This is a genomic window from Vibrio sp. R-1 (genome assembly GCF_035615595.1).
GTDB classification, from domain to species: domain Bacteria; phylum Pseudomonadota; class Gammaproteobacteria; order Enterobacterales; family Vibrionaceae; genus Vibrio; species Vibrio cholerae.
The window spans coordinates 1-21,877 of record NZ_WPDC01000043.1 but is presented as its reverse complement, the minus strand read 5'-3'; the positions used below and the strand labels follow the sequence as shown (position 1 = coordinate 21,877).

Genomic DNA, 21,877 nt, shown 5'->3' with positions numbered 1-21,877 from the left:
TCGGTAGCGCAGGGCAGTTCAAGCAGAAAAATCAGACAGGAGGAGCTCCTGTCTGAAGGCGGTATCGTTTAGAAGTGGTAACCGACTAGAAGTGGTAAGCGACGGTTGCACCAACGAGCCACTGGTTTGCGCTGTCGACGATGGGTGAATGAGCGATATCAGAGCCTAAACGAGTGTAAGCACTGGTTTGGGTGATTTCCCAACGGTCATTAATTGGGTAAACCAATTTGTAACCTAGGTTGTAAGAGAAGTCGCCACCCGCATGGTAGGCTTTACGCTGCGCGGTTGCTTCTTTGTCTTTTACACCGAAATAGTAGTTGTTGTAATCCGAACTCTGGTAACTGATACCAGCAAAAGGTACTAAGTCAGCGACACCCAAATCGATGATATGGAAGTAGTTAACGCCCGTTTTGTAGCCTTTGTTCTCATTAAGAATATCGTGTTGGAAGTAGGTTGATACCGTACCGTCACCCAGCGCGATATCGGCGTTTAAACCTAGGTCAACCGTGGCTTTGCGCTTGTCCATGCCTTTGACACTGTTTGCTGAATCTTGGTCATAAGCAACGCCGCTGCCAGTCAGATAAGTGCCTAGATTCACGATATCGCCTGTGTTGCCAAAGAAGCGGTAGTTGAGGCCTGAAAGATCAGCGTTGAAATCTTCACCGTGGTAACCAAAGTTCAGTAAAGCACCGTAAGATTTGTCTTGATCCTTGAGTAGGTCAGTACTGCCAAAAGCACCCACTTCCGCAGCCCATTGACCTTCGTGGGTATAGATATTGCCGTTACGAATGTAAGTTTGGGCAGCTAGAGCATTGCCTGCGATAAGTGATGCTGTGATAAATAGTGCGATCTTTTTCATTATGTCCTTCCAGTTAAGAGCTTATGTTTGGATGTGAACACTGTACAAAATCGCTAGCGAGGACAATATCAATAGTTTGTATGGTTATGTCTGACTTTTGTCAGAGCGGCTTATCCCTGCCTACTTATCTTTTCTAATTGAAGCTGAAATCATGTGCGGGTCGCGAGGGTTTACCCCAATCGCATCGTCTATTGATGCTCATGGGGATCAACTCACTGCTTGTTTACTGGCAACTCCAGTTTGTTGTGGTATAGAGGTAGCCATAGCGAGAAACAAGCTCCGCCCAATGGACTCTTGGTCAACGTGACTTCACCTTGGTGACGCACCATGATCTGCTTAACGATGGCAAGCCCAAGACCAAAACCTGACTGCGCTTTGTTGCGTGACGAGTCAGTGCTGTAAAAGGCATCGAAGATATGCGGCCAATGTTGCTCTTCAATCCCCGGTCCATTGTCGTGTATGGCGATGCAGAGCTTAGCGTCAACGGTACTCGCTTCAATCAGTAGACGATCACCTGCGTACTTTTCTGCATTACGGATGAGGTTAACCAATGCCCTTGCGAGCAATTGAGGGTCGGCATCCAGCATTAAGGGTTGCAGAGAAGGGAGGTACTGTATTTGTAAACTGCTTTTATGGCTTTGCTCGTCAATAAAGTCGGCAAGCCACTGATTAACTTCTAAATGCTGACTCTGGATGTCGCTTTCTGGATGTTCTAGTTTGGCGTAATACAGCAGTTCATCCACCATGGTTTCCATTTCCTCCGTGTCCTCAATAATGCTCGCAACTTGCTGTTGCTGTTTTGCATTCAACTGGCTTTCGGCTAACACTTCAGCTTGCCACTGGATACGGAAGATCGGGGTGCGTAAATCATGTGCGATGGCGTTGGTGAGCGCTTTGTTACTGAGGATCAGGTGAGAGATTTTATCGGCCATCATGTTAAAGCTATGATTGAGCTTACCCACGCTTTTACTGCTTTTAGTACTCGCTCGCGCTTGCAAATTACCATTTGCGAAATCGTGAGTGACCCGCTCCAACTCACGTAGCCGGCGACTCAAAAACCAAATTAAGAACATACAATAGAGAGCAAACCCACCTAACATAAAGACAAACAATAGGTTATCGGCGCGATCTATGGCTTGATAGACAGGGGAGTGGCTGTCGGGTTTGAGGAGATAAATTTGCTCGTTGGAGTCCAACTGAAGCCATAAATTACGGTCATCATCGTGGAAAATAGGAGAATGCGCTGCCTCACTCGAAAAGTGCTGTTGTACTTCTGGTGGTAATTCGGTGAGTGGTAGTAAGTCGACCGTTTTGTGGATATGTTCGGCATAGCCACGCAGTGCGGTTTTCGCCGCTTCTGGACTGTCTAACTGACGAATTTGACTTAATAAAGTCTGTAAGGCTTCTGCCTGATAATCTTCCAGTACGTAGTCATAGTCGGTATCTAATTCATAGACAATAAAGCTATAGCTGACCAAGCTGCCAAAAAACAGCACGATCAGTGAGACAAGTGACTCGATGTAAATGCGGCGCATAGGTTTCCTTTAAATCAACGTAGGTTTACCAAGTGTCAGGCACAAATAAATATCCCTTACCGCGTACCGTAATGATCCGTTTCGGCGTGCTAGAGTCATCACATAGCTTTTTACGTAAAGTGACAATTTTGTTGTCGACTGTCCGATCTAGCCCATCATACTCAATCCCCCGAAGTGATTTGGTCAAAAACTCGCGTGATACAACTTGATCCGCCGCTGAAGCTAAGAGCCACAGCAGATCGAATTCACTATCCGATAAGTTGATCACTTCTCCATCCAATTCGCAGTGGCGTCGGCTTTGGTTAAGTAAAAGACCGCCAAATTGCAATAAATGGGTAGCATCGGCACTGGCGGCGGTTCGCTCTTCTCGGCGCATCAGCATGCGGATCCGCGCCAAAAGCACTCTGGGTTTTATTGGCTTGTTGACGAAGTCATCGGCACCCATTTCAAGGGCCGCAACATGGTCAAAATCATCATCACTGGCGGTAAGCATGAGAATCTTACCGAGAAATTGTGCACGGATCTGTCTACAAATTGTCAGGCCATTTTCGCCAGGTAGCATAAGATCGAGCAGAACCAGATCAGGCTGATTAAGCAGAATTTGTTCGGGAGCGGTTTCGCCAGTCGCAAAAGTGGTTACTTGGAAACCTTGATTGGTCATGTACTCGGCCAACATTTCGCGAAGTTTAGTGTCGTCTTCGATAATGTAGAGACTGGGTTGGTTAGACATGGGGACCTCGTATTTACGGTTTATCCATCAAGGAACAAACGTCCAATACTAACTGAAAATATCATCAGTAAAACGAATATTTCTGTTTGTTTCTGTCAGAAAACGGAATGTTTATCAAAATAGAGTTCTGTATATGTGGCACGACGAGTATTTTTTCTTTTCATAGGTACTGTTCACACGATCGGCATTATGCAATGATGTGCGCCATGCATAGTGTTCGAAAAATACATCAGGTACGATTTTAACCAGATAAGAAAATGCTGTTCGCTAAACTCAGTAACTTCTCTACACTTCTACACTATTATCATCGGTTATCGATGAGTTCTTCTTGTTGCTTTATGGCTACACTCTCAGTGATTAAACGGATTCAACTAAGTGGCTTCTGACTCAATTCCTCGCCGCGTGTTAAAAAAGCGTCGACGCGCACAAAAAAACAAACCTCGATACTGGCTAATTGCGGTACTGCTTATTGGTACAGCAGGTGGTGCCGCTCTGTTCCATGAAATGGAAACCTCAACACTGCAATCGCGTGAAATCAGTCGTTATGCGGCTGGGTTGACCTATCAAGTTGAGCCGGGAGCCAGTGACAAAATCGCGTTCCCGAGTTACGGGCCTTTCGACCAGCGTTTAGGTTATGTGGCGCTACCGAATATTCAAGAGCGTCTATTGCAGCGTGGTTTTACAATTCGCCAGCAAGTGCGTTTTTCCGATGAGCTTCAGCGTTATGCGCAATATGGACTGTATGTGCCTTACACGGAAAAAGTGCAAGCTGGACTTACCTTATTTGATTGCCGTACTGAACCCGTTTATCAATTCCGTTATCCCGGCAACCACTATGCAGACTTTAACGCGATCCCTGATTTGATTGTGCAGTCGCTATTGTTCATCGAAAACCGCGATTTGTTGAGCGATAAAAATCCGCTGGTGAACCCTGCTGTAGATTGGCCACGCTTTTTTAAAGCGGCTTTGACTCAGGTCGGTAAAGCGCTCGATTTGGATGGGCAATCGGCGGGCGGAAGTACGTTGGCGACTCAAGTTGAGAAATACCGTCACTCAGAAGATGGGTTGACTTACAGCCCACAAGAGAAAATCCGCCAAATGGTTTCGGCGAGTGTACGTGCTTATCGACTTGGGGCCAATACCCTAGAGGCGCGTAAGTTGGTGGTGTGGGCTTATTTGAACTCAGTGCCGCTGTCGGCTGCGCCCGGTTATGGTGAAGTGCATGGTTTAGGTGATGGTTTGTGGGTATGGTTTGCAGCGGATCCAGAGCGTGTCAATCAACTGCTGGATACTCGACTCAATCAGTCTGTCGATCTCGCCGAACAAGGTTTGGCATTGCGTCAGGTTGTTGCGCTGATGATTGCTCATCGTCGCCCGTCATACTACCTAGCCGTATCGGGTCGTCCTGATTTAAATGCCTTAACCGACAGTCACATACGACTTTTCTACCGTGAAAAGATGATTTCAAAATCATTAATGGATGCGGCACTGAACGCAACATTGCAGTTCCGTGATTTTGTGCGTCAACCTGCGGTGACTCGAATTAATACCAATAAAGGTTTACTGGCGGCACGTACCCATTTAAGCCGTCAGCTTGGGGTGAGTTTGTATGATCTTGACCGAATGGATCTTAGCGCCTCAACCACGCTGAACTTTGAATTACAAAGTGAAGTCACTCGTTATTTGCAGAAATTGGCGAATCCTGAGTACGCAGCGCAAGTGGGCATTCTTGGTTTCCGTTTATTGGCGGCAGAAAAAACGGCGGATGTGCGTTACAGCTTCACACTGTTTGAACGAACGGATGAAGGTTTCAAAGTGCGTGTGCAAACCGACAACACTAACCAACCGTTCGACCTCAATGAAGGCAGTAAGTTGGAGTTGGGCTCTACCGCTAAGCTGCGTGTATTAACGACTTATCTTGAGATTATCGCCAAACTGCACAGTAAATATCATGACTTGTCGGTAATGGAACTTCGCCGCCATCTGGTAGAGGCACAAGATACTTTGAGCGTCTGGTCATTGGAATGGTTACTGACGAGTCCAAAACGCGATTTGGCGACTATGCTAGAAGCGGCATTGGATCGTGAGTATTCTGCAAGCCCGAAAGAGCGCTTTTTTACCGGTGGAGGTATCCATACCTTCAATAACTTCCGTAAAGAAGATGATGAACGTATCGTGACGATGCGTGATGCATTGCGTGAGTCGATAAACCTGCCTTTCGTGCGGCTGATGAAAGATATTGAGCGCTACACCCTGTACAGTGAAGGGTATCGAGCTCAATTGATGAAGGATGATAAAGATCCGCGCCGCATGGAATACCTGCGTCAGTTTGCGGATAAAGAGGGTAGAGCATATCTGCTTCGCTTCTGGCGCAAATACAAAGACAAAACGACAGACGAGCGTATGGCGACGCTGCTCGAAGGTTTAAAACCGAGTGCCGACCGCTTAGCGGCTGTACATCGTTACCTATTGCCAGAGGCATCTGTTAGCGAGTTTGTGCGCTTTATGGATGATAAATTACCGCCTATTACGCGTGATAAGCTCACCGATAAACAGCTTGAGAAACTGTATAACAAGTATGGACGTGGTAAATATTCACTGCCCGATCAAGGTTATATCGCTCGTGTACACCCGCTTGAACTGTGGCTATTGGGGTATCTCAATGAACACCATCAGGCATCCTTTAGTGATGCCGTTGCGGCCAGCAGTGATAAACGCCAAGAAGTGTACAGCTGGTTGTTTAAAACACGTCACCGTAATGCCCGTGACAGCCGAGTGCGCACCATGTTGGAAGTAGAAGCCTTTACGGATATTCACCAAAGTTGGCAACGCTTAGGTTACCCGTTTGATCACCTTGTGCCTTCTCTTGCTACTGCACTGGGTAGCTCGGGTGATAGGCCTGCCGCCTTGTCTGAATTAATGGGTATTATTTTAAACGATGGTGTACGTGTGCCGACGAAACGGATTAACCATCTGCATTTTGCGCAAGATACTCCGTTTGAAACCGAGTTCACGCCTGTTGAAACTCAAGGCGTGCGTGTCTTGCCTGTCGAAGTCGCAAGAGCGTTGCGCGGTGCGTTATCTCAGGTGGTGGACAGTGGTACAGCCAGACGGATCTCTGGCGTGTTTAAACTGCCGGATGGTACGCCGATAGTATTGGGTGGTAAAACCGGAACGGGCGATAACCGCTTACAAACGGTCAACCGCGCTGGTACTGTTGTGCAATCTCTAGCGCGTAACCGAACTGCCACCTTTGTGTTCTATTTGGGTGATAATCACTTTGGAACCTTAACCGCGTATGTTGCGGGAAGTGATTCAGAGAAATTTACCTTTACCTCGGCACTTCCAGTGCAGGTATTGAAAGGTATGGCACCGATTTTATCGCCTTATCTGGCAACGAATGAGCAAGAGTGCCGACCTACGATGACCCCCTCAAGCACACAGTAAATATAAGCACAATAAGACTAAGGCAGGAGATTTCCTGCCTTAATCGTTTATGCCTTGCTGGCTTGAAGCCGCAGAGGGGGCTTATTTTTTGGGTTCGGAAATTTGGTAAAGCTTGCGCTGATGAGTATCGCAAGTGGTTTCACAATTACACTCTTTATCAATCCCCACGTTAGCTAGCCCACCGCAACTGCCCTGAATCGGTTTGCGCTTAGCCATCACCCCTAACGTCATTAAAACCGCAAAGAGCACAAAGGCACCGAAAGCCAGTAGATACGTCATCTCTCTTCTCCTTTCCATAACCGTTTGATGGAAAACCCACGCTGAAACAGGTGTGTCGATGGCGAAACGAGTGTGCTACGCGAGCCTGAAGGATTGCTACTGTGTTTACCACATCCTCGTTCACCATGGACTTTATTTGGTGAGGCTTTGCCATAACTTAAATCCGTGATTGGCTGTAACTGTGTTAATACCAGATCGGTTAAAGCAACTCCCCTGGGTAAAGCATAGACGCGGATCCCTGCGTTAAACAAGGCTTGCAGCATGGATTGTCCGATTTGGCGAACCGCAACTGCTTCGACTTGATAGTGGCGGAGCTGATGCAGAATCGCTGACTTTTTGCCACAGGACTTTGATGGGTCAAGTTCAAGATGGAATTCCGCTTGTAACTGCTGTGTATTGGAATCGATAACGGAAAATGAGGGCGCTTTGGCAAAATGGTTAAATGGCACACCATGGCGGCTAGGAACGGCTAGAATCATTTTAGTTCTCCTAAATAAGATTACGTCGCTATTTTGCGCTCATTATTGGCATATGCCAATAATGAAATCAGCAAACTTATCTGTCGTCCCTGTGGAGCGTGAGTAGCGAATGAATGGGTATTTTTCGTCATCTTGTTAAAACACCGTTGAGACTTCAGCCACTTCAAATTAGTCCAATTCCTTATCACTACCATTAGTTTGTGTAAACGTTATCACTCTTTGTTTTTTAGATACGACATTATGCCACTGAGTGAGCACGGGTATTGTCGTCACATCAGGGCTAAATTGTTATTGGGTTCAAACTATTTAAACAAATGGTTACAGTTTGGCGGTTTAAAGAACAATTTTTTAACTGGTTCACATTAATTGTGTTTTTTAAAACTATACTCCTGAGTAAACGTTTTCACAGGCTGTGCAAGTGGATTTTTGTACAAAAGGTCGAGTAAGCGTTGTTCCCTACACACGTAATACAAAACAACAAATAGGACTTGTTCAATGAGAAAGTTAACTGTTTTAGCAATGCTTTCTGCTGGTATGGGTTTTGGTACACAAGCTCTGGCAGATACCACCATTGGCTTTACCATCTACAAATACGATGACAACTTTATGTCGGTTGTTCGCCAAGCGATTGAAAAAGAAGCCGCGGCGGATAGCAACACGCGTATCCTCATGAATGACTCGCAAAATAGCCAGTCGATGCAAAATGACCAAGTCGATGTGATGTTGGCGCGTGGCGTACAAGCGCTCGCGATCAACCTTGTTGACCCGGCGGCTGCACCCACCATCATCCAGAAAGCCAAAATCGACGACGTACCTGTAGTGTTTTACAACAAAGAACCGTCACCAGAAGCCATGGCCAGTTATGACAAAGCGTTTTATGTCGGAACTGACTCTAAAGAGTCTGGTATCATTCAAGGCGATTTGATTTCTGCGCAGTGGAAAGCCAACCCAACGTGGGATAAAAACGGCGATGGCGTGCTGCAATACGTGATGCTCAAAGGTGAGCCTGGCCACCCAGATGCGGAAGCGCGTACTACTTATGCAGTGAAAACCATCAACGATAACGGTATTAAAACCCAAGAGCTGCACATGGATACAGGCATGTGGGATACCGCGATGGCGAAAGACAAAATGGACGCATGGCTCTCTGGTCCAAATGGCAGCAAGATCGAAGTCGTGATTGCCAACAACGACGGTATGGCGATGGGCGCGATTGAAGCTTTGCGCGGTGCTGGCCAAAAAATCCCAGTATTTGGTGTCGATGCTCTGGCAGAAGCCTTGGCACTCATTAAATCCGGCGACATGGCGGGTACTGTGCTGAATGATGCGCAAAACCAAGCTAAAGCGACCTTTGAATTGGCGCGTAATCTAGCCAATGGCAAACCTGCTGCCGAAGGCACTCAGTGGACGATTGAGAATAAGGTCGTTCGCGTACCTTACGTAGGCGTTGACATCAATAACGTCGAATAACCTTGGCGAGAAGAGGGGAAGGAGACTTCCCCTTTTCACAATCCCTTCTCAGTTGAAGCTGCAACGCTAAGTAATTTGGATATATTTTTGCAACATCGAAAGATTCAGCGACAGATCAACGGATTTGCCGCACAGAGATATCACGCCGTGTGTACCACGCATTGATATGGGTTGTCTGAATTTTTGCATAATAAAAGTGATGCCATGGTCAATCAAACACATGAATTCCTGCTGGAAATGACAGGGGTGAGTAAAGAGTTCCCCGGAGTGAAAGCTCTGGATAAGGTGAATTTAAAAGTGCGTCCGCATTCGGTTCATGCCTTGATGGGTGAAAATGGCGCAGGCAAATCCACCTTGTTGAAATGCTTATTTGGTATTTATGAGAAAGATGAAGGCGATATCATTTTTCTTGGCCAGCATGTGAACTTTTCCTCATCAAAAGAGGCGCTGGAATCCGGTGTCTCTATGGTTCACCAAGAGTTGAACCAAGTAAAACAGTGCTCGGTGATGGATAATATTTGGCTTGGCCGTTATCCCACCAAAGGATTTTTTGTTGATCACGACAAAATGTATCGGGATACCAAAGCGATTTTTGCCGAACTCGATATTGATATCGATCCGAAGGTCAAAGTCGCGACCTTGTCGGTTTCACAGATGCAGATGCTCGAGATCGCCAAAGCGTTTTCCTACGATGCCAAAGTGGTGATCATGGATGAACCTACCTCATCCCTGACCGAAAAAGAGGTAAACCATCTTTTTACCATCATCAAAAAGCTCAAAGAAAAAGGCTGTGGGGTGGTGTACATCTCGCACAAAATGGAAGAGATCTTTTCTATTTGCGATGAGATCACCATTTTGCGTGATGGCCAGTGGGTCGATACGCGTCCGTTGAAAGGGTTGGACATGGACAAGATCATTTCGATGATGGTTGGCCGTGAACTGACCCAGCGTTTCCCTGAAAAAAGCAACGAACCGAAGAATGTCATTCTTGAGGTGAAGAATCTCACCGCACTCAATCAACCCTCGATTCAAGATATTTCGTTTGAACTACGAGCTGGGGAGATTCTGGGTGTGGCGGGTCTCGTCGGTTCGCGTCGTACCGATATTGTGGAAACCATTTTTGGTGTGCGTGAACGCAGTGCCGGACATATTCTGCTCCATGGTCGTGAAATGAAAAATCACGATGCGCATGAAGCGATCAGAAACGGTTTTGCACTCGTGACCGAAGAGCGCCGCTCGACAGGGATTTACTCCAATCTCGACATCACTTTTAACTCGTTAGTTGCCAACGTGGACGAGTACAAAACGCCTTACGGTCTCCTCAGTGACAAGAAGATGAAAAGTGATACGCAATGGGTGATTGACTCGATGCGGGTGAAAACCCCGTCGCATCAAACTCATATCGGTTCGCTTTCCGGTGGTAACCAGCAAAAAGTCATCATCGGGCGCTGGCTGCTGACTCAACCGGAGATTTTGATGTTGGATGAACCCACACGCGGTATTGATGTGGGCGCAAAGTACGAAATTTACCAGCTGATTTTAGAGCTGGCCAAGAAAGACAAAGGCATCATCATTATTTCCTCTGAGATGCCGGAACTGCTCGGAATTACCGACCGGATCATGGTGATGAGCAACGGCCGCAATGCGGGCATTGTGAATACCAAACAAACTTCTCAGAACGAAATTCTAGAACTGGCCTCTCGATACCTCTAAGGAAATGACTATGGATGCTGTCAAATCATTTGCAATTAAACATTTAAAAGAGGGCGCAATCTACGCAGTGCTGTTTATTCTGCTGGCGATTATTGTGATTCAAGAGCCCTCATTTCTAAGCTTACGTAACCTCAGTAATATCCTGACTCAATCCTCCGTGCGCGTGATTATTGCATTGGGGGTAGCCGGTTTGATCGTGACTCAAGGCACTGACTTATCAGCTGGTCGCCAAGTGGGTCTGGCCGCGGTGATTTCTGCTACTTTGTTGCAATCAATGGATAACGTGAACAAAGTATTCCCAAGCTTGGGTGAAATTCCCATTCTGGCGGTGATCATTAGTGTCTGCTTGATTGGTGCGATTATCGGTTTGGTCAACGGTGTGATTGTGGCCTACCTCAAAGTAACGCCATTCATTGCGACCTTAGGCACCATGATCATCGTCTACGGCATTAACTCGCTGTACTACGACTCGGTCGGTGCATCACCGATTGCGGGTTTTGATGAACGTTTCACTACCTTCACTCAAGGCTTTATCCGAATTGGGGATTTTCGGTTCTCCTACATCACCTTCTACGCCATTATCGCGATCATTTTTATGTGGGTGCTGTGGAATAAAACCGTGTTCGGCAAAAACATTTTTGCGGTTGGTGGAAACCCAGAAGCGGCGAAAGTGTCGGGTGTTAACGTGCCTTTGACTCTGCTTAAAGTGTATGCGCTTTCCGGTGTGTTCTATGCGTTTGGCGGTATGCTCGAAGCGGGACGAATTGGTAGTGCTACCAACAACTTAGGCTTCTTATATGAGTTGGATGCTATTGCGGCGTGTGTGGTGGGCGGTGTCTCATTCGCTGGCGGTGTGGGGAGTATCGCAGGGGTAGTGACCGGTGTGCTGATCTTTACCGTAATCAACTACGGTATGACCTACATCGGCGTTAGCCCATACTGGCAGTACATCATTAAAGGCTCGATCATCATCTTCGCTGTAGCGCTGGATTCAATGAAATACGCCAATAAGAAGTAAGCAGATTGTCGATTTGTCTGTTTTTAAGGCCTGATGATTATCAGGCCTTTTTATTGGGTATATGTGGAGGATTGAATTATTACTTTTGGATGAACACGGTGAGGATACGTTATGAATATAAAACAACTAAATAGAAAATTATGTATGGTTTCGAAAGCGTTAGACTGAATGCTGAAGAACTTTTTGATATAGAGAGATGAGTAAACGATGTTATGTAATTTAGTTACCAAAAGTGAATGAATTATTTGACTTTCATTTTTTGTGTTTATGAGTAAAATGCCGACTCTTTTCTCAATGTCGATAGTCTCTAAGGTTCATAATCTGATTATTGTGAATTAATGAGTGAAATTTAATCGATTTTGTGCAAAAGACATTCGTTATTACTATAAATACCTAAAGGTTATTTTTTATGAAAACAGTTATTTCTTTGCTTGCTACTAGCATTTTATTTGCGTCCTCTGTGCAAGCGGAAACAACCCAAGAAACCATGTCCAACAACCAATTTGGTATTAGTTTCAAAAGCTCTGATTTTGGTAATGATTTCAGCAAAGATACAAGTTCAGATCTCAAAGATATCGATGAAAAGTTCGCCATGCTAGGTATTCATTGGGGAGCGACCAAGCAACTGAATGAACAGCAATTGACCACTCGTTATGTGTTTTTAGATTATGGTAATACGGAAATTACACTATTTGATGCATACAATAAGCTTGTCGTCGAGCGTCAACTCGCGATCCTTGGTGTAGGGCAGAATATTCAACATAACTTCAATGATCTGTTTTACGTAAAAGCGGGTGCAGAGATTGGTCTATATCATGATGAATTAGATGTCTCAGTAAGAAGCTTAAGTCGTGCTGACAAAAATCAAAGTAATACTGGAGCTTTGCTCGCAGCGTCTGTTGGTGCTGGCGTTATGTTCACTGAACATTGGAATTTAGAGTTAGGTTATAAGTATCAATATCTGGCTAGCAACAAATTTGATGGCTTGGACAATGTTAACTTTACTAAAGCCAGCCAAGTATTTCTTGGTGTGAACTATAACTACTAATCTATTTTTCTAAAAGACTTGCTAGGGTTATCAGTTACAAACTAAAGCGAGTTTGAAAAATATCCCTTTCCTACTTGAAGCTGCAGCGGTGATGGCTACGTTTGTTCACTCCAATCACAGTGTTTGTCTATGCTCATTGGGATGAACTCACTTGCTGCCTGCAACTCCAAGCCGTTTGGGTATGATGGCTAATCGAGCCGCCAATTTAGGCGGCTTTTTTACAACATAAACTGAATGTCGACAAAGGATAGAACAGTGGTAGAGTGTGCAAAGTACAAGCAGGCAGGGTGCATTGCCATTATGAATAAATGACATGATTTATGAGTCACAATAATAAGGATAAAAAATCGATGCTCAAACGGCCTTTTATCGCTCTGCTGATGATATTACTCGCTGCCTGTTCAACACATCACTCAGATGAATATGCCATTAGTATTAGCGAGCGTACTCTTGAAAAAGTAAACTCTATTATCGAAAATGAAATAAAACCGAATGCATATTTAAAATCGGGTGACTTACTCGTTCATACATCTCGCTTATTTATGGATACTCCCTATCAAGCGAATACATTAGTTCATCATTCCGACCGGCCATACGCGCTAGTAGTGAACTTTGATGGGATGGATTGTTTTACCTATTTAGATTATGTCGTAGCGTTAAGCCAAGCTTCCGATACGCCATCATTTTTCAGTTCCTTGATGAATATTCGCTATAAAAAGTCCCATATTAATTTTTATGACCGCAAGCACTTCTTTAGTGATTGGTATGCATTATCACCACAGATTGCTATCGATATTACTGAAAAGATGAGTCCTGATGCTATCACTGTACCTAAACAGTTAAATCAAAAAGTAGAAGGCGGGGAGTATATTCAAGGCTTAGGGATTATTCCGAGAATGGTCACTTATATTCCGAGTGATAAAATTACTCAATCTGTCCTCGATAATCTGCAAAATGGTGATTTAGTCGGGGTTTATTCTCCAAAAATAGGGTTAGATGTCACTCACACCGGCATTATCGTTAAAGAAAATAATCAAATTCTCTACCGTAACGCTTCATCCTTATTCAAATACAATAAAGTTGTCGATCTTCCTTTTATGGATTATATCCGTTCAAAACCCGGAATTGTGGTTTTGCGAGTAGAGTAACTGGGGTGCTGATCTTTATCTTACTCAACAACGGTATGACCTACATTGGCGTTAGCCCTTACTGGCAGTACATCATTAAAGGTTCGATCATCATCTTCGCGGTTGCCTTGGACTCCATGAAATACGCGAATAAGAAATAATCGGATTGTCGATTTACCAATATAAAAGCCTAACGATGATCAGGCTTTTTTTGGGGAGAGATTTGTAGAAGCAATGGGCGTGCTCGCTTTCTTTGAATCAGTTTCTTCCCCCCCCTTTTTTCAGAGGAGGATTGATTTTGCACAGTTCAACAGTTTTGTGGACATTGTGAGTAAGAGGAGCTTTCGATATATCTGAGCAGCCGAATAAGCTAAGTGTAGGCGAACTCTACCAGCGAGGTTTTTAACAGTAGGTATATCGTAGAATGAGAATGTCAACGCTTACCCACTAGATGTCGAGTTGAAATCTCGATAGCTCTCTTGTACTGAGCTTGCACTGAACTCAGAGTTGGGTATACCTATACCGTTGTCAGCACCATTTTTATCACATTTTTTTTCTACTTCTTTAAACTGCTTGAAAGTAGCAATATCGAAAAACGAGTAAATTTCCACTTCCGATTTTGGAATGATCACCCTAAATTGATCTAATGTTAGATTGTCGTGTGTGCCGTCATAGAGGTCATTATCTTCATAATGAATATGGTAGTTAGTGAGGATGTTGAGCGATAACTTATCTTTGTCTCGATATCCACTAAGCAGAGGTAATAGTGATATATGTTCTGAACCACCGTCATCAAAGCCTGCTTCGCCGAAGCAAATGCCAACATAGCACTTTCGGGATCCAAGAGTAACCAGTATAGGTATTTGAGTTGCAGAGGCTTCTAAGATGAATGTGTCCAAATGATCATTTTTCGCTATTTTCGCTATGTGTTTCAGTTTTTTGTCTGGGAATATAGTGAAGTACAGTCTTGATAAAAGACCACAGATAAGCGCGATAGAAACCGATACAAAAGCAAAAGCAATAGTTCGAATATCGTCGAACTTAATGGATAGTTTTGAGACATCTTTAAGGTTGTAGCCTAAATGCTCTATAGTCAAAGCAACACAATTAAAGAAGTCAATTAACACACAGATTATTGCAGCAATGAAGCCCCATAGAGTTCCCCAAGCAACCACATAAAAATAAGAATCCCAGCCAGTTGTTCGCTTCTGCTTAAACCTTGCTGGGATATGTAAACTTGTAAAGACAAAACCTGATACAAGTATTAGTAGAATTAAAACTGCACTCATGCTTTAACAGCAATATCCTCAATTTTATCCACTTGCTCTCTGATGGCTTTGAGCGCATCTTGGGATGCAAGATCTATGGATATGAAACCATCACGATTAACTTTGAACTTACTTTTATTGTCTTTAAGCACTTGTTCAAGAGAGCTGTTTTTAGAGTTGTCTTTGGGTTTTGTGTTCCAGAACATAAACACCTCCATACTCCGCTTGTTTAGTGAGAGAAAAGCACACACGGATGGCCGAATGTGCTTGGACTTTTACCAAAAGTTTAACTGCCTAGGTATAAAAGACAAGTTATTTGTTCGCAAATGCGATCAGCTTGTAACACAGCAATCAAAGGTTGCTCACAAAAGTTATAGAACAAAATGAGCAGTTGAACGATTCATTCACAACACAAAACTACTTCGAATTTCTATCTACTAAAAAGCGCCACCCAAATGGTGGCGCTCTCATCTTCTCGTGAAGAATAAGCTTTAATCAGTGCGGCAGTTTCACCCCTGTTGGACGCTTTTTACGCTCCATCAAGCGGCCAAACAGTGGGCTAAGTAACGTTACAATTGCCAATACGGTAAAGGCTAAAGTGATTGGGCGTTCCCACAGGAAGCTGATTTCGCCATCCGTAATGATCAACGCGCGGCGTAAGTTCTCTTCCATCAAACCGCCCAAAATAAAGCCGAGCAGGAGGGGGGCGAGTGGGAAGTTCGCTAGACGCAGAGCAATTGCGCCCATCGCGACCAGAATCATCACATACACATCCATGGTATTGAACGACACCAAATATACGCCGGTGATGGAGAAGAACAGAATCATCGGCAGCAGTACAGTGCGTGGTACTGCCAGCAGTTTGGAGATGTACGGGATCAAAGGTAAGTTGAGGATCAGCAGTACGATGTTACCCACGTACATGGAGATGATGACTGACCAGAAAATATCGGGATGATCAACAAACAGACGTGGCCCCGGTTGAATGCCGTAAGCGATCAATGCGCCCAACATAATCGCAGTGGTGCCCGAACCTGGAATACCCAGTGTTAAAAGTGGGACGAATGAACCGCTGGATGCCGCGTTGTTGGCCGATTCTGGCGCCACTAAACCACGAAGCGAGCCTTGACCGAACTCTTCTTTTTTGGCTTTGGGGGCGAGGTTACGTTCCATTCCATAAGCCAAGAAAGCCGCAATGGTTGCGCCTGCGCCGGGCAGTACGCCAGTGAAGAAACCAAGGATTGACGAACGCAGTGAAACCGGAGCCGCTTCTTTGACTTCTTCCTTAGTCAGTTTCATGCTGCCGATGTTTTTCATCTGCTCTTGCTCGTTGGCACTGTTGTCTGCATCTGGTTTTAAAATGCCCATTAAGGTTTCACCAAGGGCAAAGGTCGCCATCGCTAAGAGTAGGAAGCTAAAGCCATCCATCAAATCGGTCAGACCGAAGGTGAAGCGTTCGACACCAATGCCTTTATCAATACCGACGGTGGAAAGCATTAAACCGAGTACAGTCATCATCCATGCCTTGATGACTTGGCCTTTGCCGGCAAAGGCGGCCACGGCGGAAAGGCCAACCAGCATCAGTGCGAAATAGTCGGACGATTGGAAGCTGAGTGATACTTTGGCTAGGGCAGGCGCGGCAAACAGCAGCATAATGGCAGACAGTGTACCGCCAGTGAAGGAAGCGTAAGCCGCCAATGCCAGTGCTTTACCCGCTTGGCCTTTTTGCGCCATTGGGTAGCCATCAAATGCGGTCACGACGGTTGAAGAACACCCCGGTGCGTTGATCAAAATCGATGAGGTTGAGCCACCAAAAATCGCGCCGTAATAAACGCCAGCCATCAAAATCAGGCCAGAAGCGGGTTCTAACCCGTAAGTAATCGGGATCATCAGCGCAATCGCTGAAATGGGGCCTAAGCCCGGGAGCATGCCGATGAAGGTGCCGACAAAGCAGCCGATCATAACCATCATCAGGTTGGTCGGCATTACCGCCGTTGCCAGCCCTTGTAAAATTCCGTCTAACATGATGATTTCCTATCCGAAAGTAAACAGATGACCCGGCTCTAGATACACATCCAGTCCTTTGGTCAGTAAAAAATAAAAAGCGAGCACGAAGGGGAATGAAGCACCAAACAGGATGCTTTTACGTCGTTCGCCCAGCAGGTAAAAACCAGCAAGTAAGAAGAAGGAAGTGGCCAGCACAAAGCCGAGATAAGTCAGGCCAAGACCGTACAGCGCCATCAGTACCAAAAAGCCAATCAGTAACTTCCAATTAAACTCCAATACCGCACCACTTTTCTTATCGGGTTGCCCAACAACAAGCAGTAACAGCGATAGGGCGATGCCCGCATAAGTCAAAATAGTAGGCAGAGTCCGGGCGTTAAAGGGTTCCAACTCATCGCCCGGAAACATGGTGATGAGTGAGGTTTGATAGCCGTAACCAAGGGTGAACAGCAGGAATAACATGGCTCCCACTCGGTCACGGCAGAGTAAGTTTTCTTTGGTGAAAATTTTGGTTGGCAGGTCCGACATATCCAACTCCATTGGGTTTGTGAACGGTGTGCGAGAAAGAGCCGAGTAAACACAAGTTAATAAATGGGGATTAACCAAACCTGTCACACTACCAGCAAAAATGCAGGCAGCATTAAGGTGTTTGGGTATGACTGCAAGTCAAAGGAACTTTATCCATAAACAAACTTTACCCATAAATAAAGGAGTGACGGTGTTTACGTTTACTCGGCAAACAGTGTGAGAGAAGCGGATTGCTCCGCTTCTGCTGCAATTACTTCAAGAAGCCGAGTTCACGCATCAGGTCGCCCATTTGCTTCTCTTGTTCTTCAAGGAAAGCGTAAAACTCTTTGTCACCTTTGTAGCTGTCAATCCAGCCATTACGGTCACGGATCACTTTCCACTCTTCGCTGGCAAACATCTTCTTGAACACTTCGTTCCACTCCGCGACTTTTTCTGCGCTCACGCCCGGTGCGGCAAAGTAGCCACGCCAGTTAACGAAGGTGGTTGGGTTGCCATAGTCGGCAAGGGTTGGAATATCGGGTGCGATCTCCAAACGTTTTGGAGAGGTGATCGCTAAAACGCGCACTTGACCGGATTTCGACATCTCCAGCACTTCGCCCAGACCGGTTGAAAGGACTTGAGTTTCGCCAGAGAGCAGGGCAGTCATGGCGGAGCCTCCCGCATCATAAGCGACGTAACGCACTTCTTTTGGATCTAAGCCTTGGCCTTTAAAGGCTGCAGCAGCGACTAAGTGATCCATGCTACCGCGTGCTGAACCGCCTGCGATTTTGATTTGTTTCGGATTGGCTTTGAAATCCGCGACCACTTGTTCCCAAGAGGTGTATTTTGAATCACCCGCCACGACGAAAGCACCGTAGTCAGAGACGATTTCGGCAACTGGCGTAAGATCTCGAAAAGATTGAGGGAAAACACCAGACAGCGAACGAATGACGATCGGGGTCGAGTTAATCATCAGCGTATCTTGCTGACGATCGGCGGTTTCAATCAGGTGTGCGATCGCTTTACCGCCACCGCCACCAGAGAGGTTTTGGTAAGAAGCATTCCCGACCAATTTCGCTTTCATAAGCGCATCGCCTGTGGCGCGTGCGGTCATATCCCAGCCACCACCAGCACCACCGGGTACGATAAAGTGGATTTTTTCAAGGTCAGCCGCGAGAGAAGAGAAAGAAAAAGTAGCGGCCAGCATGGCGGCGGTGAGGGAGGGTTTAAAAAACTTCAGCATGTTTCACGTTCCTTATGTTGGTGCATCATACTGCTCGTTGATGCTTATTGTTTTGTCCCCTTTCGACATGCAGCGGCAGCAGCGGTGTCGGCTACGATTCAAGTCATTGGGGTATCTCTTTTTCACCACGACCTCACGAAAAGAGACATGATTAACGCTTGTCAGTCATTATCGTCAATCGTGAGGATTCTGTGGCCAAGGTTTGGGGTACCACTGCTCCTGATAATGAGCATGTAACCAAGGTTAATAAGCTGTTAAATAAATGTCTTTAATCCGTCAATAAAAGCAATATTGGGCATTAAGTGAATTATGTTCATAAAATTCACGGTCTTGATTGAGGTTATGTTGACGTCATGGAAAGGCGTGTTGTGTAGACAGATATTAATCATGATACGCAACCAGTCGGTGAGAAATAAAAAAGAGGTCTTTTTTTACTATTTGTTTTTAAAGGTTTTTACTTCAATTTCTCTTTCTTTCTCCACGTATTCAACTTTATACCTTAGTCTAAAGTGTCGACAATTATCTTGATTGTCGACACTTTTATGGGCTATTTTTTCATCAGGCCAAGATAGCGATGCGCATTTAACACAGAGTGAGTTGTGAACAGTTAGTTGCGAACATGAGAATCACGATTGATGAAAAGTAGTCCGTTAGTCCGCCAAGCGAGCACTGAAAAAGAGAGCACCAAATCAGAGAATCTCACTGAGTATCTGATTGAAGCCATTGTTGAAGGTCAGCTCGCGCCGGGCAGTAAAATCTCTGAACCTGAGCTCGCCAAACAGTTTCAAGTCAGCCGTGGCCCACTGCGTGAAGCGTTAATGCGAGTGGAAGGGCTTGGATTGATAGAGCGCATTCCGCACATCGGTGCGCGAGTGATTCAATTGTCACCCACCAAATTGGTTGAGCTGTATGCAGTGCGCGAAGCTCTGGAAGGCATGGCCGCAAGGTTAGCAGCGCGTAATATTACCGAAATCGAACTGGCGGGCTTAGAAAGCCTATTGTCGACACATTCCACTCATATCGATCAGGTTGAAGGCGCTTCTTACTTTCACCAGCAAGGTGATTTCGATTTCCACTATCGAATTATTCAAGCCAGCCGCAATCAACAACTGATTGGCTTGCTGTGTGATGAGCTTTACCACTTGTTGCGCATGTATCGTTACCAATCGCCGCGTTCGCATTCGCGTCCGGTAGAAGCTTTGGAAGAACACAAATTTATTCTGCGTGCGATTCGCCAACGAGATGAAGAGTTGGCCGAAATGCTGATGCGTCGCCACATCTCGCGCAGTCGCCAATTGATCGAACAACAAATAATGCTGGATGCCCAACAACAAGGTTAAGGAGAATCCCATGAGTTTAAGTCCTGGCGCCAAATTCAGGCTGGCAGTGAAAACCCATCATCCACTGCAAATCGTCGGCACCATCAACCCTTACTGCGCCATGATGGCGAAAAGTATCGGCCATCAAGCGATTTATCTCTCTGGCGGTGGCATTGCCAATGCCTCGTACGGCTTGCCAGATTTGGGCATCACCACACTCAATGACGTGTTGGTAGATGTGGAACGCATCACCAACGCCTGCGATTTGCCTTTGCTGGTGGATATTGATACCGGATTTGGCGGTGCATTTAACATTGCTCGCACCATCAAAGCGATGGAAAAAGCCGGAGCCGCAGCAGTGCACATGGAAGATCAGGTGGCGCAAAAACGCTGTGGCCATCGTCCTAACAAAGCGATTGTTAGCCAGCAAGAGATGGTGGATCGCGTCAAAGCCGCAGTGGATGCGCGCATCAATCCTGAGTTTGTGATCATGGCGCGCACCGATGCCTTAGCGGTAGAAGGCATGGACAGCGCAATTGAGCGTGCGATTGCTTGTGTGGAAGCGGGCGCGGACATGATTTTCCCTGAAGCCATGACTGAGCTGAAACAGTACGAGCAGTTCTCGACGGCACTGCGCAGTGCCACAGGTAAACCTGTGCCGATTTTGGCCAACATTACCGAGTTTGGTCAGACTCCCCTTTACAGCGGCGAGCAATTGGCGGCGGTGAATGTGGATATGGTGCTGTACCCACTCAGCGCTTTCCGCGCCATGAATAAAGCCGCGGAAAATGTGTATCGCCACTTGCTGGAACACGGTAATCAGGAAGCGCTGCTCGATCAAATGCAAACGCGCAAAGAGCTTTACGCCTACCTGCATTACCACGAATACGAAGACAAGCTGGATCAGCTGTTTTCACAACCCTCTTAAGTCGAGGGAAGCCCAAGGAAAACAACCCTCTCTTAGGTTTGACAGCCAATGTGGCTGCGCGAGTAAGAGAACATTAAATCCAATAACGTGAAATTGCTCTCCTAAAACACCTAAAGGTGACCCAAAGAGGTCGGTGCATCAGCACCAAAAGGAGAGCCAGAAAAGGAGTTCGACATGTCTGCTGCAAAAGAGTTAGGCGGAGCAGGGCTGCGCGGCCAAAGCGCGGGAAGCACCGCTTTGTGTACTGTGGGTAAAACGGGAACCGGGTTAACCTACCGTGGTTACGACATTACCGATTTGGCCCATCATGCTCAGTTTGAAGAGGTTGCGCACCTGCTATTGGTGGGGCATTTGCCAACGCAAGCGGAGCTGGATCAGTACAAAACTCGTTTGATTGGCCTGCGCGGTTTACCCGAAAAACTTAAACAAGCACTGGAATTGATCCCTGCCGAAGCGCATCCGATGGATGTGATGCGCACGGGCTGCTCCATTCTTGGCAACCTTGAGCCTGAACATACCTTCGCTGAGCAACAAGCGGCGACCGAGCGTATGTTGGCGCTGTTTCCGGCGATCATCTGTTACTGGTATCGCTTCAGTCATGACGGGGTGCGGATTGATACCGCCGATCAAAGTGAAGATTCGATTGGCGGCTATTTCCTCAAAATGCTCACTGGCCAAGCGCCGAGCGAGCTGTTCAAAAAAGTGATGCACTGCTCGCTCACTCTGTACGCTGAGCATGAATTCAATGCTTCTACCTTTGCGGCAAGAGTCTGCGCGTCAACCTTGTCGGATATTCACTCTTGCGTCACAGGCGCGATTGGTACGCTACGCGGGCCTTTGCATGGCGGGGCTAATGAAGCTGCGATGGCGATGATTGAGCAGTGGCGCAGTGCCGATGAAGCG

19 protein-coding genes and 1 pseudogene are annotated in these 21,877 nt (G+C 46.1%); 10 read left to right on the top strand and 10 right to left on the bottom strand.

The window, feature by feature from the left end:
* Nucleotides 1-85 precede the first annotated feature (85 nt).
* The 3 genes from ompV to carR form a co-directional block, all read right to left on the bottom strand.
* The gene (gene ompV, locus GOU96_RS10720; RefSeq protein WP_000717059.1) at nucleotides 86-859 is read right to left on the bottom strand and encodes an outer membrane protein OmpV; all 774 of its coding nucleotides are present in this window, start codon (nucleotides 857-859) and stop codon (nucleotides 86-88) included.
* Nucleotides 860-1,071: 212 nt separating this feature from the next.
* Nucleotides 1,072-2,394, bottom strand: a complete 1,323-nt coding sequence (carS, locus tag GOU96_RS10715; protein ID WP_267781711.1) for a histidine kinase CarS — start codon at nucleotides 2,392-2,394, stop codon at nucleotides 1,072-1,074.
* Between the two features lie 25 nt (nucleotides 2,395-2,419).
* Nucleotides 2,420-3,124, bottom strand: a complete 705-nt coding sequence (gene carR / locus GOU96_RS10710; RefSeq protein WP_000070849.1) for a response regulator transcription factor CarR — start codon at nucleotides 3,122-3,124, stop codon at nucleotides 2,420-2,422.
* Between the two features lie 375 nt (nucleotides 3,125-3,499).
* Here carR and GOU96_RS10705 point away from each other — a divergent pair, with 375 nt between their 5' ends.
* Entirely contained in the window at nucleotides 3,500-6,571 is a 3,072-nt protein-coding gene (locus GOU96_RS10705) for a transglycosylase domain-containing protein (protein WP_057557594.1), read from the top strand.
* An 81-nt stretch (nucleotides 6,572-6,652) separates the two neighbouring features.
* On the opposite strand, the gene nqrM is transcribed toward GOU96_RS10705, so the two are convergent.
* Both nqrM and GOU96_RS10695 read right to left on the bottom strand, forming a co-directional pair.
* Complete coding sequence (gene nqrM, locus GOU96_RS10700; RefSeq protein WP_000221701.1) at nucleotides 6,653-6,850, bottom strand: (Na+)-NQR maturation NqrM; 198 nt, start codon at nucleotides 6,848-6,850, stop codon at nucleotides 6,653-6,655.
* Nucleotides 6,847-7,329 (bottom strand): NifB/NifX family molybdenum-iron cluster-binding protein, encoded by a 483-nt coding sequence (locus GOU96_RS10695; protein WP_142573401.1) that lies wholly within the window; start codon nucleotides 7,327-7,329, stop codon nucleotides 6,847-6,849. The genes nqrM and GOU96_RS10695 overlap by 4 nt, the downstream gene beginning before the upstream one ends.
* A 495-nt stretch (nucleotides 7,330-7,824) precedes the next feature.
* Between GOU96_RS10695 and mglB the strand changes: the two genes are divergently transcribed.
* The 6 genes and pseudogenes from mglB to mglC (GOU96_RS10665) form a co-directional block, all read left to right on the top strand.
* Complete coding sequence (gene mglB / locus GOU96_RS10690; protein WP_001884703.1) at nucleotides 7,825-8,799, top strand: galactose/glucose ABC transporter substrate-binding protein MglB; 975 nt, start codon at nucleotides 7,825-7,827, stop codon at nucleotides 8,797-8,799.
* Nucleotides 8,800-9,003: 204 nt separating this feature from the next.
* Nucleotides 9,004-10,512 carry a galactose/methyl galactoside ABC transporter ATP-binding protein MglA gene (gene mglA / locus GOU96_RS10685; protein ID WP_001909557.1) on the top strand — a complete coding sequence of 503 codons (1,509 nt, stop codon included), beginning with the start codon at nucleotides 9,004-9,006 and terminating at the stop codon, nucleotides 10,510-10,512.
* Nucleotides 10,513-10,522: 10 nt separating this feature from the next.
* On the top strand, nucleotides 10,523-11,530 hold the full coding sequence (mglC, locus tag GOU96_RS10680; protein ID WP_000340252.1) for a galactose/methyl galactoside ABC transporter permease MglC: 1,008 nt from the start codon (nucleotides 10,523-10,525) through the stop codon (nucleotides 11,528-11,530).
* 409 nt (nucleotides 11,531-11,939) lie between these two features.
* The gene (locus tag GOU96_RS10675) at nucleotides 11,940-12,578 is read left to right on the top strand and encodes an outer membrane protein (RefSeq protein WP_000859519.1); all 639 of its coding nucleotides are present in this window, start codon (nucleotides 11,940-11,942) and stop codon (nucleotides 12,576-12,578) included.
* 350 nt (nucleotides 12,579-12,928) lie between these two features.
* A complete protein-coding gene (locus tag GOU96_RS10670; protein WP_267781721.1) occupies nucleotides 12,929-13,726 on the top strand; it encodes a DUF1460 domain-containing protein in 798 nt (265 codons plus the stop codon).
* A pseudogene (mglC, locus tag GOU96_RS10665) lies at nucleotides 13,714-13,866 on the top strand (beta-methylgalactoside transporter permease); the annotation flags it as partial. The gene GOU96_RS10670 and the pseudogene mglC (GOU96_RS10665), both read left to right, overlap by 13 nt.
* Nucleotides 13,867-14,145: 279 nt before the next feature.
* Here the strand turns inward: mglC (GOU96_RS10665) and GOU96_RS10660 are convergent.
* The 5 genes from GOU96_RS10660 to GOU96_RS10640 all read right to left on the bottom strand — a co-directional run bounded on the left by GOU96_RS10660 (nucleotide 14,146) and on the right by GOU96_RS10640 (nucleotide 18,727).
* Entirely contained in the window at nucleotides 14,146-14,994 is an 849-nt protein-coding gene (locus GOU96_RS10660) for a hypothetical protein (RefSeq protein WP_095471941.1), read from the bottom strand.
* The gene (locus GOU96_RS10655) at nucleotides 14,991-15,179 is read right to left on the bottom strand and encodes a hypothetical protein (protein ID WP_055034475.1); all 189 of its coding nucleotides are present in this window, start codon (nucleotides 15,177-15,179) and stop codon (nucleotides 14,991-14,993) included. The genes GOU96_RS10660 and GOU96_RS10655 overlap by 4 nt, the downstream gene beginning before the upstream one ends.
* 289 nt (nucleotides 15,180-15,468) lie before the next feature.
* A complete protein-coding gene (locus tag GOU96_RS10650) occupies nucleotides 15,469-16,998 on the bottom strand; it encodes a tripartite tricarboxylate transporter permease (protein WP_000883968.1) in 1,530 nt (509 codons plus the stop codon).
* Between the two features lie 9 nt (nucleotides 16,999-17,007).
* Nucleotides 17,008-17,505: a tripartite tricarboxylate transporter TctB family protein gene (locus GOU96_RS10645; RefSeq protein ID WP_162808950.1), complete on the bottom strand. Its 498-nt coding sequence runs from the start codon at nucleotides 17,503-17,505 to the stop codon at nucleotides 17,008-17,010.
* Between the two features lie 250 nt (nucleotides 17,506-17,755).
* A complete protein-coding gene (locus GOU96_RS10640; RefSeq protein WP_000911053.1) occupies nucleotides 17,756-18,727 on the bottom strand; it encodes a tripartite tricarboxylate transporter substrate binding protein in 972 nt (323 codons plus the stop codon).
* Nucleotides 18,728-19,362: 635 nt separating this feature from the next.
* Between GOU96_RS10640 and GOU96_RS10635 the strand changes: the two genes are divergently transcribed.
* From GOU96_RS10635 to GOU96_RS10625, 3 genes are all read left to right on the top strand, one after another.
* Nucleotides 19,363-20,067, top strand: a complete 705-nt coding sequence (locus GOU96_RS10635) for a GntR family transcriptional regulator (RefSeq protein ID WP_000842742.1) — start codon at nucleotides 19,363-19,365, stop codon at nucleotides 20,065-20,067.
* Between the two features lie 10 nt (nucleotides 20,068-20,077).
* A complete protein-coding gene (gene prpB / locus GOU96_RS10630; RefSeq protein ID WP_000059217.1) occupies nucleotides 20,078-20,974 on the top strand; it encodes a methylisocitrate lyase in 897 nt (298 codons plus the stop codon).
* Nucleotides 20,975-21,148: 174 nt separating this feature from the next.
* On the top strand, nucleotides 21,149-21,877 hold a 729-nt coding region (locus GOU96_RS10625; protein WP_324701961.1), incomplete at its 3' end, for a citrate/2-methylcitrate synthase.

What these genes read in the sequence shown, in the direction of transcription:
- GOU96_RS10675 (WP_000859519.1), top strand. Translation starts at nt 11,940, where the DNA reads ATGAAAACAGTTATTTCTTTGCTTGCTACTAGCATTTTATTTGCGTCC.
- GOU96_RS10650 (WP_000883968.1), bottom strand. Translation starts at nt 16,998, where the DNA reads ATGTTAGACGGAATTTTACAAGGGCTGGCAACGGCGGTAATGCCGACC.
- carS (WP_267781711.1), bottom strand. Translation starts at nt 2,394, where the DNA reads ATGCGCCGCATTTACATCGAGTCACTTGTCTCACTGATCGTGCTGTTT.
- GOU96_RS10645 (WP_162808950.1), bottom strand. Translation starts at nt 17,505, where the DNA reads ATGTCGGACCTGCCAACCAAAATTTTCACCAAAGAAAACTTACTCTGC.
- ompV (WP_000717059.1), bottom strand. Translation starts at nt 859, where the DNA reads ATGAAAAAGATCGCACTATTTATCACAGCATCACTTATCGCAGGCAAT.
- GOU96_RS10670 (WP_267781721.1), top strand. Translation starts at nt 12,929, where the DNA reads ATGCTCAAACGGCCTTTTATCGCTCTGCTGATGATATTACTCGCTGCC.
- GOU96_RS10660 (WP_095471941.1), bottom strand. Translation starts at nt 14,994, where the DNA reads ATGAGTGCAGTTTTAATTCTACTAATACTTGTATCAGGTTTTGTCTTT.
- mglC (WP_000340252.1), top strand. Translation starts at nt 10,523, where the DNA reads ATGGATGCTGTCAAATCATTTGCAATTAAACATTTAAAAGAGGGCGCA.
- GOU96_RS10635 (WP_000842742.1), top strand. Translation starts at nt 19,363, where the DNA reads ATGAAAAGTAGTCCGTTAGTCCGCCAAGCGAGCACTGAAAAAGAGAGC.
- nqrM (WP_000221701.1), bottom strand. Translation starts at nt 6,850, where the DNA reads ATGACGTATCTACTGGCTTTCGGTGCCTTTGTGCTCTTTGCGGTTTTA.
- mglA (WP_001909557.1), top strand. Translation starts at nt 9,004, where the DNA reads ATGGTCAATCAAACACATGAATTCCTGCTGGAAATGACAGGGGTGAGT.
- carR (WP_000070849.1), bottom strand. Translation starts at nt 3,124, where the DNA reads ATGTCTAACCAACCCAGTCTCTACATTATCGAAGACGACACTAAACTT.
- GOU96_RS10695 (WP_142573401.1), bottom strand. Translation starts at nt 7,329, where the DNA reads ATGATTCTAGCCGTTCCTAGCCGCCATGGTGTGCCATTTAACCATTTT.
- GOU96_RS10640 (WP_000911053.1), bottom strand. Translation starts at nt 18,727, where the DNA reads ATGCTGAAGTTTTTTAAACCCTCCCTCACCGCCGCCATGCTGGCCGCT.
- GOU96_RS10655 (WP_055034475.1), bottom strand. Translation starts at nt 15,179, where the DNA reads ATGTTCTGGAACACAAAACCCAAAGACAACTCTAAAAACAGCTCTCTT.
- mglB (WP_001884703.1), top strand. Translation starts at nt 7,825, where the DNA reads ATGAGAAAGTTAACTGTTTTAGCAATGCTTTCTGCTGGTATGGGTTTT.
- prpB (WP_000059217.1), top strand. Translation starts at nt 20,078, where the DNA reads ATGAGTTTAAGTCCTGGCGCCAAATTCAGGCTGGCAGTGAAAACCCAT.